Origin of the sequence: Novosphingobium silvae (genome assembly GCF_009856825.1) — a bacterium.
Lineage (GTDB): Bacteria > Pseudomonadota > Alphaproteobacteria > Sphingomonadales > Sphingomonadaceae > Novosphingobium > Novosphingobium silvae.
Genome location: NZ_WVTD01000014.1, coordinates 45,222 through 60,235, shown reverse-complemented (window position 1 = coordinate 60,235; position 15,014 = coordinate 45,222). Strand labels below are relative to the sequence as shown.

Here is a 15,014-nt window from a genome sequence, read left to right as displayed (position 1 = left end):
CTGATTACCGCGGGCTGCTTTGTTCCACCTGCTGCGCTTCTCGTTTCAGCCCCTCCGCCTGCTTTTCCGCCGCATCGCGCAGCCGCTCGGCCTCGGCTTCCAGCTTCTCGGCGGCGACGTCCGCCTCTCTTTCGACCGCGGTCGCCTTGGCCTCGAGGGCGTCTGCGGAAGCTTCCCGGGCCTTGCGCGAGGCTGCATCCGCCTTGTCGCGGACTTCGCCGGCGCGCTCTGCAGGGCCGGTGCCGTCGTATTCGACGCCGGCGGCCGTAGCGGCAGCCTCATCCTGTTTCTTGCCCGCCTGCTCGTTCGGACCGTCGCAGGCGGCGAGGGCAAGAGGAATGGCGAGGGGCGCGGCAAGGAGAACATGGGGCAGTTTCATGAGGACGACTCCTGGGTTTGCAGGATGAACGCTCACCTGCGGAATCGGGTTCGCGCAAAAAGGGGGTCCTCTCGCCTCTCCTCCCACTCTGTGGCCGCCCATCGCCGGTTTCCTTGAGCGCGCAATCGGCTAAGGATGCATGGCATGGCAGTCACCGATATCGCTAGGCGCACCTACGACCACAACTTCCGGCTCGACCCGATCGTGCGCAGTCTGCTCGATACGGACTTCTACAAGCTGCTGATGCTCCAGATGATCCGTCATATCCATTCGGATGTGCAGGCGACTTTCGCGCTTATCAACCGCACGCAGACCGTGCGGCTTGCCGAGGTCATCGACGAGGCTGAACTGCGCGCGCAGCTTGACCACGCCCGCACGGTCAGGTTCACCAAGAAGGAACTGATCTGGCTGGCGGGCAACACCTTCTACGGCAAGCAGCAGATGTTCGCGCCCGACTTCATATCCTGGCTAGCCGATTTCAGCCTGCCCGAGTACGACCTGCGCAAGGTCGACGGCCAGTACGAGTTGCGGTTCGAAGGCCCCTGGACCCACACCACCATGTGGGAGATCCCGGCCCTCACGATCATCAACGAACTGCGCTCGCGCTCGGCCCTGCGCGACAAGGGCAAGTTCGCGCTCGACGTGCTTTATGCCCGCGCGAAGGCGCGGCTCTGGGAAAAGGTGGAGCGGCTGCGCGAGCTCCCCGATCTGGTGCTGTCGGACTTCGGCACGCGGCGTCGCCACGGCTTCCTGTGGCAGCGCTGGTGCGTGGAGGCGCTGAAGGAGGGGCTGGACAATCGCTTCATCGGCACATCCAACGTGCTGCTGGCGATGGATGCCGACCTCGAGGCGATCGGGACCAACGCCCATGAACTGCCGATGGTGGCCGCAGCTCGGGCGGAGAGCGACGAGGGACTGGCCCGCGCGCCCTACCAGGTGCTCGAGGAGTGGCGCGCCCACTACAACGGCAACCTGCTGATCGCGCTGCCGGATGCTTTCGGCACGACCGCCTTCCTGCGCGACGCGCCCGACTGGCTGGCGGACTGGACGGGTTTCCGCCCGGACAGCGCTCCGCCCATCGAAGGCGGGGAGCAGATCATCCGCTGGTGGCAGGAACGCGGTGTCGATCCGCGCACCCGGCTTCTGATCTTCTCCGACGGGATGGACATCGACACCATCGAACAGACCTACCGCCATTTTCATGGGCGGGTGCGGATGAGCTTTGGCTGGGGAACCAACCTCACCAACGACTTTCGCGGCTGCGATCCGGACGGCGCGCCGGGACTGGAGCCGATCTCGCTCGTCTGCAAGGTGGTCAGCGCCGACGGCCGGCCCGCCGTCAAGCTTTCGGACAACCCCGTCAAGGCGACCGGCGAGCCGGAGGAGATCGCCCGCTACCTTCGCGTGTTCGGCTCCGCCGGGCAGGTGGAGAAGGCGGTCTCCGTCTGAGCGGGCGCGCACCGCCTGCGCCGCAAGCCCCGCCCACCCCGAAAACCGCATCCTCCGCGTGCACGCTCGCGACGCGCGGCGCGTCCTCGACATGCGCCCCGCGTCGGGGCCGTCGGCGGCATTGACTCTCCGGCAGGGCACTCTATGCAAGTAGTATACGATATTCGATAGGAGTTTTCGGAGATGAAGGCCAATCGGCGCGAATGGATGGCGGGCGTGGCCGCGCTGGCCGTCTGCTCTGTTCCGTTCAGGGGTTTTGCAGCTGTCATAGCTCCCCGCTTCCCGATCCGGGCGGAGCCGCTGCCGCTCACCGACGTGCGCCTGCGCCCTTCGGACTATGCGACCGCGGTCGAGGTCAACCGCGACTATCTCCTGTCCCTCAGCGCCGACCGCTTCCTGCACAACTTCCGCAAGTATGCCGGGCTCGAGCCCAAGGCGCCGATCTACGGTGGCTGGGAATCGGACACCATCGCGGGCCACACGCTCGGCCACTATATCACGGCGCTGGTCCTCGTCTGGCAGCAGACGGGCGATGCCGAATGCCGCACCCGCGCCGACTATATCGTCAGCGAGCTGGCGCTCTGCCAGTCGCGCCGCGAAGACGGCTATGTGGGCGCGCTTGGCCGCAAGAACGCGCAAGGTGCGATCGTTGACGGCCGCGAGGTGTTCGACGAGGTGCGGCAAGGGCGGATCAAGTCCGGCGGCTTCGATCTCAATGGCTCGTGGGCGCCGCTCTACACCGTGCACAAGACTTTCGCGGGCCTGCTCGACGTGCATCAGGCCTGGGGCAACGAGCTTGCGCTGAAAGTGGCCATCGGGCTGGCCGGGTACTTCGAGGGCGTCTTCTCGGCGCTGGACGATGCCCAGATGCAGGAAATGCTCGGCTGCGAGTACGGTGGCCTCAACGAAAGCTATGCCGAGCTCTACGCCCGCACCGGCGACGTGCGCTGGCTCAAGGTGTCGGAGCGCCTGTACGATCGCAGAGTGCTCGATCCGCTCGTCGCGCAGGAGGACAAGCTCGCCAACTTCCACGCCAACACGCAGATCCCCAAGATCATCGGCCTTGCGCGCATCCACGAGCTGACCGGCAAGGAGGCCCCTGGCCGCGCCGCCCGCTTCTTCTGGGACCGCGTGACGAACCATCACAGCTACGTCATCGGCGGCAATGCCGACCGCGAGTACTTCTTCGAGCCCGACCAGATTGCGCTCCACGTCACGGAATCGACCTGCGAGCATTGCAACACCTACAACATGCTCAAGCTGACCCGGAAGCTCTACTCGTGGCAGCCGGACGCGGCGCTGTTCGATTACTACGAGCGCGCGCACCTCAATCACGTGATGTCGGCGCAGAACCCGGCCACCGGCGGCTTCACCTACATGACCCCGCTGATGAGCGGCACCGCGCGCGGCTACTCCGAGCCGGGCGGAGAGGAGTTCTGGTGCTGCGTGGGTTCTGGCATGGAAAGCCACGCCAAGCACGGCGAATCCATCTTCTGGGCCGGTAACGACCCCGCAGGCGGCGACACGCTCTTCGTCAACCTCTACATCCCCGCCACCGCGCAGTGGAAGAAGAAGGGCGTGGGCCTAACGCTCGACACCGAGTATCCCTTCAAGCCGGAAGTGAAGCTCACTCTCGATGCGGTGAAGCAGGGCGCCTTCACGCTTGCCCTGCGTATCCCGGCATGGGCGAACGGCCGCGGAGCCATCACCGTCAACGGCGTGCCCGTGCCCCAGCGCACCGCTAACGGCTATGCCATGATCGAGCGGCGCTGGAAGAAGGGCGACGTGATCGCGCTCAACCTGCCGCTGGACCTGAGGCTCGAAAGCGCGCCGGGCAGCGAGGATCTGGTCGCCGTGGTGCGGGGCCCGATGGTCATGGCCGCCGACCTTGGCCCCGCGGAGATGGAGTGGACCGCAGTGGAGCCTGCGATGGTCGGATCCGACCTCCTTGCCGGTTTCCGCCCGCAGGTCTCCGACCGGCCACGCTATCTGGCGCAGGGGGTTATCCGCCCCGGCAACCTCACCTTCGTTCCGTTCTACAGCCAGTACGACCGTCGCAGCGCGGTATACTTCAAGCGCTTTTCCGAAAGCGGATGGAAGCAGGAGGAGGCCTCCTTCCTTGCCGAGCAGGCCCGTCAGAAGGACATCGCCGCCCGCTCGATCGACGTCATGCATCTTGGCGAGATGCAGCCGGAGCGCGATCACAAGCTGACTTCGGACATCTCGTACCCTGTCTCGTATCGCGGCCGCAACGGACGCGACGCGCGCTCGGGCGGCTTCTTCGAGTTCACGATGAAGGTGAAGCCCGGACCGCTGGTGCTCCAGGCAAGCTACTGGGGCGATGAGCGTCTTCGCAAGTTCGACATCCTGGTCGACGGCACGAAGATCGGCACGCAGACCCTTGATCATGACAAGCCGGGCAAGTTCTTCGATGTCGATTACCCCGTCCCCGAGGCGGTGACACGCGGCAAGAGCACGGTCCAGGTGCGCGTGGTTCCCCATGACCGCAATTCCGCCGGGCCCGTCTTCGGGATGCGCATGGTCACCGCGAAGAAGTAAGCGATCATGAGCCCCGACGACACCGTATCTCTGTCCATAGCGGAAGCGGGCGAACTGGCCCGCACCGTGCTTGGCGCCTGGGGCCTCGCGCCCGACCATGCCTCTGCCGTCGCCGAGACGATGGTGCGCGGCGAACGTGACGGATGCACCTCGCACGGGCTTTACCGCCTGCTCGTGGCCGCCAATTCGGTGGAGCGCGGGGTGGTGGTGCCCGATGCGGTGCCGCAGGTCAGCGAACCCGCGCCGGCGCTGGTGCGGGTGGACGGCCAGGGCGGGTTCGCGCAGCTTCCTTTCGAACAGGGCATGCCGCTGCTGGTGGAGAAGGCGCGCCGCTACGGCATCGCGGCGCTGGCGATCAACAACGCGGTCCACTTCGCCGCGCTCTGGCCCGAGGTCGAGGCGCTGGCCGAGCAGGGGCTTGTCGCGCTCGCCTTCACGCCCAGCCACTCGTGGGTCGCGCCTGAGGGCGGGACGAAGCCGGTGTTCGGCACCAACCCGATCGCCTTCGGATGGCCGCGCCCCGGCAAGTCGCCCTTCGTGTTCGATTTCGCCACCAGCGCCGTCGCGCGCGGAGAGATCGAACTGCACCGCCGCGCCGGCAAGGCCATTCCCGACGACTGGGGCTACGATGCGCAGGGCAATCCCTCGACCGACGCAGCGGCCGTGCTGGCAGGCGCCATGCGCACGTTCGGCGCGCACAAGGGCTCGGCGCTCGCGGCCATGGTGGAACTGGTCGCCGGCCCCCTCATCGGCGACATGACCAGCGCGGAATCGATGGCGGCGGACGAGGGCCGGGGTGGATCGCCCATCGGCGGCGAGCTGATCCTAGCGATCGACCCGGCCGGGTTTCTCGGCGCCGGCGTGGAAGAGCACCTGCGCCGCGCCGAGGCGATGTTCGAGGCCATCGAAGGGCAGGGCGCGCGCCTGCCGGGAACCCGTCGCCTCATTGCCCGCGCCCGCTCGGACGCGGAAGGGCTGCGCATCCCGGCAAAGCTGCACCAGGACATTATGGAAGTTCTCGAAAGGGGAAATGAAGTGAGGAATGCACTCGGACGCGCCGTCCTGCTCGCAGGAGCGGCCATGGTGGCGACACCTTCGCCAGTCATGGCGGCGCCCGCTGCACAGGTGGCGAAGGCTGAAAGTGCGGACGCCGGGTTCGAGAAGATCTCGACCGCCGAGTTCTCCTGGCGACAGAAGCAGACCGCCCCGTGCGAGGACACGCCCAAGGACGCCAAGGTTTCGCTGCCCGACCTCGGCCCCAAGGCGCAGGCCGAGCGGCTCGCCTGCTGGGAAAGCGTGGAGAAGCAGCTTGCCGCGATCCCGCAGGACCAGCTCTCGCCGGCCAACAAGGTGAACTTCGCGGTCTACAAGGGGCAGATCGACGCGCTGCTCGCATCGCAGCGCTACCGCGATTACGAGAAGCCCTTCAACGCGGACACCAGCTTCTGGGGCGATCTCACGGAGTGGGCGCGCAATCCCCTGCGCAACCGCGAGGCTGCGGACGATTACCTCGTCATGCTGCGCGAGATCCCGCGCTACTACGACCAGCAGATCGAGAACATGCGCGCGGGCCTGAAGCGCGGCTTCACCGCGCCCCGCGTGACGCTGGCGGGCCGCGACAAGGGTATCGAGACGGTGGCCCTCGCCAGAACGGCGGAGGAATCGCCTTTCTACGCGCCGCTCAAGGCCCTGCCCTCGACCATTCCCGCCGCCGAGCAGGAGAAGCTGCGCGCCGAGGCCCGCAAGCTCATCGCCGAGGGTGTCACTCCGGCGCACGCCAAGCTCCTGGGCTTCATGCGCGGCGAGTACGAGAAGGGCGCGCGCACGACGCTGGCGGCCTATGACCTGCCGGACGGCAAGGCGTACTACGAGTCCAAGATCCGCGAGTTCGTGACTCTCGACAAGAGCGCAGAGGACATCCACCAGATCGGCCTTTCCGAGATGGCGCGCATCCGCTCGCAGATGCAGGACGTCATGAGCGAGGTGAAGTTCAAGGGCGATCTCAAGGCGTTCCTGCACTTCCTGCGCACCGATCCGCAGTTCTATCCCAAGACGCCGAACGAACTGCTCTACCGCGCGGCCTGGATCGCCAAGACCTTCGACGGCAAGGCCGATGAGTTCTTCGGCCGCATGCCGCGCAGCCGCTTCGCCATCAAGCCGGTGCCCGACGAGATCGCTCCGTTCTACACCGGCGGCCGTGGCGGACCGGGCATTTACCTCGTCAACACCTACGACCTGCCGAGCCGCCCGTTCTATTCGCAGGTGGCGCTGACGCTGCACGAGAGCGCGCCGGGTCATGCGATGCAGATGCCGCTCGCGGCCGAGAACAAGGACCTGCCGGACTTCCGCCGCGAGACCTACCTTTCGGCCTACGGCGAGGGCTGGGCGCTTTACTGCGAGGCGCTGGGCGAGGACATGGGCATGTACGAGACGCCGTACGATCGCTTCGGCATGCTGAGCTACCAGGCCTGGCGCGCCTCGCGCCTCGTCGTGGATACCGGCATCCACGCCATGGGGTGGAGCCGCGAGCAGGCGCAGGCATACCTGCGCGACAACACCGCCCTTTCCGACCACGAGATCGAGACCGAGGTGGACCGCTACATCTCATGGCCGGGACAGGCGCTGTCCTATTACATGGGCCAGCTCGCCTTCGTGAACGGACGCAAGAAGGCCGAGGCAGCGCTTGGGGCCAAGTTCAACATCCGCGCCTTCCATGACGCGGTGTTGGAACTGGGCGGCGTACCGCTGCCGGTGCTGGGAGAACGGATCGACAAGCTGATCGCGGATGGTGGCAAGGGCCCCTACCCGGACGAGGAGTGAGCCGGTGACAAGGCTGGTCTTCCGCCGGAGGATTCGGCCTTTCCTCTGGCAAGTGCATAGCGGAGCCGGGCGGCCAGCCCGGCTCCATTCGTTTGGGGATACGAGAGCAGTTGCAATGACACACATGGATGGATGCATACTTTGCAATTGCCGTAAGTTACCGCATATCGTATACGATATTTTAAATCACAACGTAGGACGGAATATCTAATGGCAATCGGTTGGAAGGGCGTTTTCCCGGCAGTTACCACGCAGCTCCGCGCGGACCTGTCGATCGATCTGGCAGACACCCAGCGTGTCGTCGACGATCTGATCCGCGACGGCGTCACCGGCGTGATCGCACTGGGAACGGTGGGTGAAAACAACTCGCTCGAATATGACGAGAAGGTGCAGGTTCTCTCCGCCATCGTCGAAGTCGTGGACGGCCGCGTTCCCGTCATCACCGGCTGCTCGGAATACGACACGCGCCGCGCCGCGCGTTACGCGCAGGCTGCCGAGAAGGCCGGCGCCGACGGTCTCATGCTGCTGCCTCCGATGGTTTATGTGCCGCAGTCGCACGAGCTGGTGAACCACTTCAAGGGCGTTGCCGAAAGCATGGATCTGCCGATCATGCTCTACAACAACCCGCCCGCCTACCGCACCGTCATCAACAAGGACGTGCTCTCGGCGCTGGTGGACGTGAAGAACATCGTCGCCGTCAAGGAATCCGCTCCCGACACGCGCCGCTTCACCGATTTCCGCAACGAGTTCGGCGATCGCTACGTGCTCTTCGCCGGTCTCGACGACGTCGCGCTCGAAGGCCTGTACCTGGGAGCGCAGGGCTGGGTCTCGGGCCTCACCAACGCCTTCCCGAAGGAATCGGTCGAACTCGTCAACGCCTTCGAGCGGGGCGACCACGCCAAGGCTCTCGAGATCTATCGCTGGTTCATGCCGCTCCTTCACCTCGATGCCGAGCACGACCTCGTGCAGTCGATCAAGCTGGCCGAAGAGGTCATGGGTCGCGGTTCCGAGCGCGTCCTGCCTCCGCGCTACGTGCTCCAGGGCGAGCGCCGCGCCGAGGTGATCGCGATGGTCGAGAAGGCGGCAGCCACCCGGCCGGACCTTACCCCGACGGCCGCCGCCACCCCCGTTCTGGCCTGAAGGAGCGTCGATGCGGCATACGTTCTTCTGCATCGACGGCCATACGGCAGGTAACCCCGTCCGCCTTGTGGCGGGCGGGGCGCCGCTGTTGAAAGGCGCCTCGATGTCCGAGCGGCGGCAGGATTTCCTCGCCCGCTTCGACTGGATCCGCACCGGGCTCTGCTTCGAGCCGCGCGGCCACGACATGATGTCGGGCGGGTTCCTCTATCCGCCTGTCGATCCCGCCAACGACATCGGCATCCTGTTCATAGAGACCAGCGGCTGCCTGCCCATGTGCGGGCACGGCACCATCGGCATGGTCACGTTCGGGCTCGAGCACGGGCTAATCCAGCCTGCGGTGCCGGGCCAGCTCAAGGTGGAAGTGCCCGCCGGCACCATCGAGATCGCCTATGAGACGGACGGTCCCAAGGTCACCTCGGTGCGCATCATCAATGTCCCCGCCTATGTCGCCGCGCGCGGCATCGAGGTGTACGTGGAGGGCATCGGGCCGCTTTCGATCGATGTCAGCTATGGCGGCAACTACTATGCCATCATCGAGCCGCAGGGCGCCTATACCGGCCTCGACGACCTTGGCGCGGCGCGCATAGTCGACCTGTCCGGCCGGGTGCGCGAAGCAGTGCGGGCGAAGTTCGAGCCGGTGCACCCGCTCGATCCCACGATCCGCGGCGTCAGCCATGTGCTCTGGGCCGACAAGCCCGTGCACGAGGGCGCGGACGGGCGCAACGCGGTGTTCTACGGCGACAAGGCGATCGACCGCAGCCCTTGCGGAACCGGCACTTCGGCGCGTCTTGCGCATCTTGCCGCCACCGGCCGCCTGTCCGTCGGGGACCGATTCGTCCACGAGAGCTACATCTGCTCGCGCTTCGTCGGCCGTGTGGAGAAGTCGGTCATGCTGGGCGACGTGCCCGCGATCATCCCCTCGATCGAGGGATCGGCAGTGGCCACGGGCTTCAACACCATCTGGATCGATCGGGAAGACCCGTTCTGGGCGGGCTTCCAGGTCAAGTAACACCCTCCCTGTGCCACCGGGCCGGTCCGACCGCGCCCGGCGGCGCTTTTTTGCTTTCCTGAAGAGGCCTGCCATGTTCCCTGCGCGTCGCCGTTTGCCGCTGTCCGGCGTTCTTGCGGGCCTGTTCCTCCTTGCACCCCCGGCTGCGGTAGCGGCGCCGACGGCGGAAGAGATCGCGCGCTCGGTGCACCTGCGGGCCGACTGGCAGTACCTCACGCGCGAGATCGCCTGGCCCGCCACGTGGAAGCCGGACGGCAAGTCTTTTACCTACCGCAAGACGGTGGAGGGCGGCTTCGCGTTCGAGACGGCGGATGCCGCCACTCTCGCCAAGGCCCCCGCATTCGATCACGCGCGCCTTGCCGCAGCGCTGACGAGCGTCATGGGGAGGCCAGTCCGCCCGCTCGATTTGCCGTTCGCCGAGTTCCGCTATGAAGGCGCGGGCGACGCGATCCTGTTCTGGACGGGTGAGGATGGCTGGCGTTGCACGCTTGTCGACTATGCCTGCGCGCCGCAGGAAAGCCGCCGCCGCCCACGCGGCTTCGGCGTCGTTCGCGACCTTTCGGTTCCTGCCGACAACACCCCCCGCGTCTCGCCAGACGGTCGCCGGGAAGCGCTGGTGGAGGATGACAATCTGATTGTGCGCGCCAAGGGCGGGGGCGAGGCGGTGCGCCTCAGCACCGATGGTTCGCCCGGCGACTTCTACGATCCCGAGACGATTTCCTGGTCCCCCGATGGCCGGCACCTGATGATCTACCGCGTGCGCCCCGGCTACGCGCGAGAGGTGCTGCGCGTGGAGGCGGCGCCCGACGGCCAGATCCAGCCCACGCTGCGGCGCCAGCTCTATCCCAAGCCGGGCGACGCGGTGGACATCGAGCAGCCGGTGCTCTTCGATGTCGACACGGGCCGGCAGACGGTGGTCGACAATGCCCTGTTCCCCAATCCCTACGAGCTTTCCGAGCCGCACTGGCGACCGGACGGGGCGTCCGTCTCCTTCGGCTATGTCGCGCGCGGGTTCCAGAGCGCAAAAGTCATCGCGGTCGATGCCGCGACCGGCAAGGCGCACGCCGCCGTGAGCGAGACCGCGCGCACTTTCGTCTATGCCGACCGCCGCTTCGCGCAGGAGATCGGCAAGTCGGGAGAGGAGATGGTTTGGGCATCCGAGCGGGACGGTTGGAACCACCTCTACCTCGTCGACACTCGCACGGGCCGGGTGAAGAACCGCATCACCACCGGCGACTGGGTGGTGCGCGAAGTGCTGAAGGTGGACGAGGCGAAGCGCCAGATCTGGTTCACCGCCAGCGGGATGGAAGCAGCCAGGGGCGAGGATCCCTACTTCCGCCATGCCTACCGCGTCGATTTCGACGGGCGGAACCTGACGCCGCTGACCCCGGGCAACGGCGACCATGCAGTCAGCCTTTCGCCCGACGCGCAGTTCCTTGTCGATACCTGGTCGCGCGTGGATATGCCGACACTTGGCGTGCTGCGCCGCGCGAGCGACGGTAGCGAGGTGGGTACCGTCACCAGGGGCGACATCTCGCGCCTCACCGCCGCCGGTTTCGGCGCGCCCGAAGTGTTCAAGGCGAAGGGGCGCGACGGGAAGACTGACATCTGGGGTCTCGTCGTGCGCCCGCGCGATTACGATCCGGCGAAGAAGTATCCGGTGATCGAGAACATCTACGCCGGCCCGCACGACAGCTTCGTGCCCAAGCAGTTCTGGCCCTTCGGCTACCATTCGGGCGGCGACAAGGTGATCGGGATGCAGGCGCTCGCCGATCTTGGCTTCATCGTCGTCCAGATCGACGGCATGGGCACGGCCAACCGCTCCAAGGCGTTCCATGACGTCGCGTGGAAGAACCTGCAGGACTCCGGCTTTCCCGACCGCATCCTGTGGCACAAGGCGATGGCCGCCAGGGATCCCGCCTACGACATAGGCCGCGTCGGCATCTACGGCGCGTCGGCGGGTGGGCAAAGTACGCTGAACGCGCTGCTGTTCCATGGCGATTTCTACAAGTCGGGCGTCGCCTACGCCGGCTGCTACGACAATCGCATGGACAAGATCAGCTGGAACGAACAGTGGCTGGGCTGGCCGGTGGACCAGAGCTATGCGGCCGCATCGGGCGTGGACAACGCCGCGAAGCTCAAGGGCGACCTGTTCCTGATCGTGGGTGAGCAGGACAGCAACGTGGACCCGGCCTCCACCATGCAGGTGGCCGACGCGCTCATCAAGGCGGACAAGGACTTCGACCTCCTGGTCGTTCCCGGCGGGGAGCACAGCGTCGGGCGTTCCACCGGTCCCATCGACTACGTGACGCGGCGCCAGTTCGAGTTCTTCGTGCGGACGCTGCAAGGCAAGTGACGACCGCTTTTCGCCGCAGCCCCACCACAAGGGGCCTGACGGCAGGGCGAGGATGATAAAGGGGGAAGACGATGCGCATCACCATACAGGCCAGCATGGCGGCGCTTGCCGTCTCCCTCGTCGCCATCCCGGCGCTGGCACAAGCCGGGGCCCCAGACGGAGCGCAAGCTCCCGCCGCCGAGTGGGAGCAGCCCGAGGTGGTGCGGCAGGGCGCCGAACCCATGCACACCACCTTCGACGGCTTCGAGAGCCGCAGCATGGCTCTTTCGCGCGATGTGGCGAAGTCGCGCTATCACCTTTCGCTGGATGGCGACTGGAAGTTCAGGCTTTCCCAGTCTCCCGAGGCAAGGCCTGCCGACTTCTTCAAGCCGGACTACGATGTCAGCGGTTGGGGAACCATGAAGGTTCCAGGCATCCTGCAGGCCGAAGGACACGGGCGGGCGGTGTTCGTCGGCAGCGGCTATCCCTTCCCGGCGGATCAGCCGCGGATCGACCACTCGCTGAACGAGGTCGGTTCCTACCGCCGCGAGTTCACCGTGCCTCCGCACTTTGCGGGGCGTCGCCTGCTGTTGACCGTCGGCGCTGCGGGAGCGGCCTACTACATCTGGGTGAACGGCCAACGCGTGGGCTACTCGGAGGATTCCAAGCTCCCCGCCGAGTTCGACGTCACCGCCTATGCGCGCCCGGGCAGGAACATCGTCGCCATCGAGCTCTACCGCTTCGCGGACGGCTCCTACCTTGAGGACCAGGATTTCTGGCGCGTCAACGGGATCGAGCGCAGCGTGACGCTCTATGCCGCGCCGCAAACGCACATCCGCGACCTCGTGATCGATGCCGGGCTGAAGAACGACTACCGCGACGGCACGCTGGCGGTGAAGGTCGACCTTGGCGGGAAGCCCGCAGCGATGCGCGTGCGCGCCACCCTGCTCGACGGCAGGCGCGAGGTGCTGACGCGGGAGGAGACCGGGGCCGAGAGCGGGCAGGGCACGCTATCGCTGGCCGCCGAGATCCCTTCCGTCCGCACATGGACGGCGGAGGCGCCGAACCTCTACACGCTTGTGGTCGAACTGCTGGACTGGAACGGCAAGCTGGTGGAAGCGACGAGCCGCCGCATCGGCTTCCGCACCGTGGAGATCACGGGCGGCGAAGTGCGCGTCAACGGCAAGCGCATCATGATCCGCGGCGTCAATCGGCACGAGCATGATCCGCACACTTTCCGCATCGTTTCGGAAGAGACCATGCACCGCGACATCGAGCTGATGAAGGCGGCCAACGTCAACGCCGTTCGCACCAGCCACTATCCCAACGATCCGCGCTGGTACGAACTGGCCGACGAATACGGCCTCTACGTGATGGACGAGGCGAATATTGAGAGCCACGGCTATCTCTACAAGTCGCAAGTGGCGGACAACGATCCCTCCATCCTGCTGGGCAACGATCCCCGCTGGCGTGCCGGGCACCTCGACCGCGTGTCGCGCATGGTGCAGCGTGATCGCAACCATCCCTCGATCATCTTCTGGTCGCTTGGCAACGAGACCGGCATCGGCGACAGCTTCGAGGCGGCGGCGAAATGGGTGAAGCAAAGCGATCCCACCCGGCTCGTCAGCTTCCTTGGCTGGTCGATGAGCAACTGGCGCCACCCGGTGAACAGCTACGTCGACATCTTCGCCCCGATGTATGACGACGCGCCCAAGATGATCGATTACGCGAAGGATGCAGGCTTCACGCAGCCGCTCATCCTGTGCGAATACGCGCATGCCATGGGCAACAGCCTCGGCGACATAGCGGGATACTGGGACGTCATGCGCAGTCATCCCAAGCTGCAGGGCGGCTTCGTGTGGGACTGGGTGGACCAGACCATGCTGCTGAAGGACAAGGAAGGCCGCGAATACTGGGGGCAGGGGATCGACTTCGATCCCGATCCGAAGGCGCCGGGCGTCCATGGCGACGAAAGCCCCGTGGGCGACGGCGTGATCCAGTCCGACCGGACACCCGATCCCGAATACTACGAGCTGGCGCACGTCCAGTCGCCAGTCACTTTCGTGAAGGCCGATAGCGGCTACAGCGTCATCAATCGCCACGATCATCTCGACCTCTCGGGATTCACGCTCGACTGGGCGGTGCTGGAGGACGGCGTGGACGTGGCGCACGGCAGCCTGGCCGCTCCCGCCGTTCCGGCCGGGGCCAGTGCGCCGCTTTCCGTGCCCGTTCCTGCGGGCCGGACCACGCGGGCAGAGCGCATCCTCGTCCTTCGCGCGCGGGCCCGGGCGGGAACGGTGCCCACACAGCCCGCCGGGCACGTGGTGGGATGGGAGCAGTTCGTGCTTGCCCCGGGCGCGGCGCTTGCCGTGCCGCAGGGCGCGGTCACGCCGCAGGAAGGCGAGGGCACGCTGTCCCTGTCCAGTGGCGGGGCCTTGCTGGAGATCGAGCGCGGAACCGGGCTCGTCAGGCGCTACATGCGTGATGACAAACTTCTGCTGACGGGCGGCGCACCCAACTTCTGGCGCGCTCCCACCGACAACGACGTTGGAGCGGGCGTGCCCAAGACCCATGCGATGTGGCAGCACTTCTCCGAAAACCGCCGCGTGGAAGCGGTCGTGCGCGAGGGCAACGCCATCGTCGTGAGGCACGACATGGGCGTGGGCTCGGTCAAGACGGAGACGCGCTGGAGCATGGCCGCCGATGGTACCGTTGGCGTGACCCTGCGCTTCGTCCCCTTGCGCGACACGCTGCCCGACCCGCTTCGCCTGGGTCTTGCATTCGAGACGATGCCCGGCCTCGACCGCGTTGCATGGTACGGCCGCGGCCCGCAGGAGACGTATTCGGATCGCAGGAGCGGCGGCATGATCGCGCGCTGGAGCGGTGCGGTCGCCGAGCAGTTCCACGATTACGCGCGGCCCCAGGAAAGCGGGAACAAGACCGACGTGCGCTGGCTCGAACTGACCGGCTCGCGCCGGACCGGCCTTGCCGGGAGCGGGCTGCGAGTAACCGGCGCACAGCCGCTTTCCGTGAACGCGCTGGCTTTCCCGTACGCCGACCTTGCGCTGAAGCCGCCGGGCAAGGCCCATAGCTCCGACATCCGGCCGCATGGGAACGGCACCCTGCTGGTAGACATGGCTCAGGCAGGCGTGGGGGGCGACACGGGCTGGAACCTCGATGGCCGCGCGCACATGCCCTATCGCATTTCGCTGGAGCCGGTCACCTGGTCCTTCACGCTGGGAGCTCCCTCCGGCAAGTGAGCGCGCCCACACTCGCCAGCGGGCATTCGGCCTGTCCGGCGCACGCGTCGTCGGCGTGAGCAC

At 66.5% G+C, this 15,014-nt stretch carries 8 protein-coding genes; 7 read left to right on the top strand and 1 reads right to left on the bottom strand.

Annotated features, from left to right (window positions below):
* Positions 1-4: 4 nt before the first annotated feature.
* Positions 5-379: a hypothetical protein gene (locus GR702_RS16370; RefSeq protein WP_160986857.1), complete on the bottom strand. Its 375-nt coding sequence runs from the start codon at positions 377-379 to the stop codon at positions 5-7.
* A gap of 144 nt (positions 380-523) precedes the next feature.
* Here GR702_RS16370 and pncB point away from each other — a divergent pair, with 144 nt between their 5' ends.
* The 7 genes from pncB to GR702_RS16335 all read left to right on the top strand — a co-directional run bounded on the left by pncB (position 524) and on the right by GR702_RS16335 (position 14,951).
* Positions 524-1,828, top strand: a complete 1,305-nt coding sequence (gene pncB, locus GR702_RS16365; RefSeq protein WP_160986856.1) for a nicotinate phosphoribosyltransferase — start codon at positions 524-526, stop codon at positions 1,826-1,828.
* Between the two features lie 183 nt (positions 1,829-2,011).
* Positions 2,012-4,387 carry a glycoside hydrolase family 127 protein gene (locus tag GR702_RS16360; protein ID WP_237449757.1) on the top strand — a complete coding sequence of 792 codons (2,376 nt, stop codon included), beginning with the start codon at positions 2,012-2,014 and terminating at the stop codon, positions 4,385-4,387.
* Between the two features lie 6 nt (positions 4,388-4,393).
* On the top strand, positions 4,394-7,207 hold the full coding sequence (locus tag GR702_RS22790; RefSeq protein WP_160986855.1) for a DUF885 family protein: 2,814 nt from the start codon (positions 4,394-4,396) through the stop codon (positions 7,205-7,207).
* 210 nt (positions 7,208-7,417) lie between these two features.
* Positions 7,418-8,347, top strand: coding sequence for a dihydrodipicolinate synthase family protein (locus GR702_RS16350; RefSeq protein WP_160986854.1), 930 nt, complete (start codon positions 7,418-7,420; stop codon positions 8,345-8,347).
* 10 nt (positions 8,348-8,357) lie between these two features.
* A complete protein-coding gene (locus GR702_RS16345; RefSeq protein WP_160986853.1) occupies positions 8,358-9,356 on the top strand; it encodes a 4-hydroxyproline epimerase in 999 nt (332 codons plus the stop codon).
* A 73-nt stretch (positions 9,357-9,429) separates the two neighbouring features.
* Positions 9,430-11,712 (top strand): DPP IV N-terminal domain-containing protein, encoded by a 2,283-nt coding sequence (locus tag GR702_RS16340; RefSeq protein WP_160986852.1) that lies wholly within the window; start codon positions 9,430-9,432, stop codon positions 11,710-11,712.
* A gap of 71 nt (positions 11,713-11,783) precedes the next feature.
* On the top strand, positions 11,784-14,951 hold the full coding sequence (locus tag GR702_RS16335) for a glycoside hydrolase family 2 TIM barrel-domain containing protein (RefSeq protein ID WP_237449756.1): 3,168 nt from the start codon (positions 11,784-11,786) through the stop codon (positions 14,949-14,951).
* Positions 14,952-15,014 lie beyond the last annotated feature (63 nt).

Coding starts and splice junctions, on each gene's coding strand:
- GR702_RS16370 (WP_160986857.1), bottom strand. CDS start 379: ATGAAACTGCCCCATGTTCTCCTTGCCGCGCCCCTCGCCATTCCTCTT.
- pncB (WP_160986856.1), top strand. CDS start 524: ATGGCAGTCACCGATATCGCTAGGCGCACCTACGACCACAACTTCCGG.
- GR702_RS16360 (WP_237449757.1), top strand. CDS start 2,012: ATGAAGGCCAATCGGCGCGAATGGATGGCGGGCGTGGCCGCGCTGGCC.
- GR702_RS22790 (WP_160986855.1), top strand. CDS start 4,394: ATGAGCCCCGACGACACCGTATCTCTGTCCATAGCGGAAGCGGGCGAA.
- GR702_RS16350 (WP_160986854.1), top strand. CDS start 7,418: ATGGCAATCGGTTGGAAGGGCGTTTTCCCGGCAGTTACCACGCAGCTC.
- GR702_RS16345 (WP_160986853.1), top strand. CDS start 8,358: ATGCGGCATACGTTCTTCTGCATCGACGGCCATACGGCAGGTAACCCC.
- GR702_RS16340 (WP_160986852.1), top strand. CDS start 9,430: ATGTTCCCTGCGCGTCGCCGTTTGCCGCTGTCCGGCGTTCTTGCGGGC.
- GR702_RS16335 (WP_237449756.1), top strand. CDS start 11,784: ATGCGCATCACCATACAGGCCAGCATGGCGGCGCTTGCCGTCTCCCTC.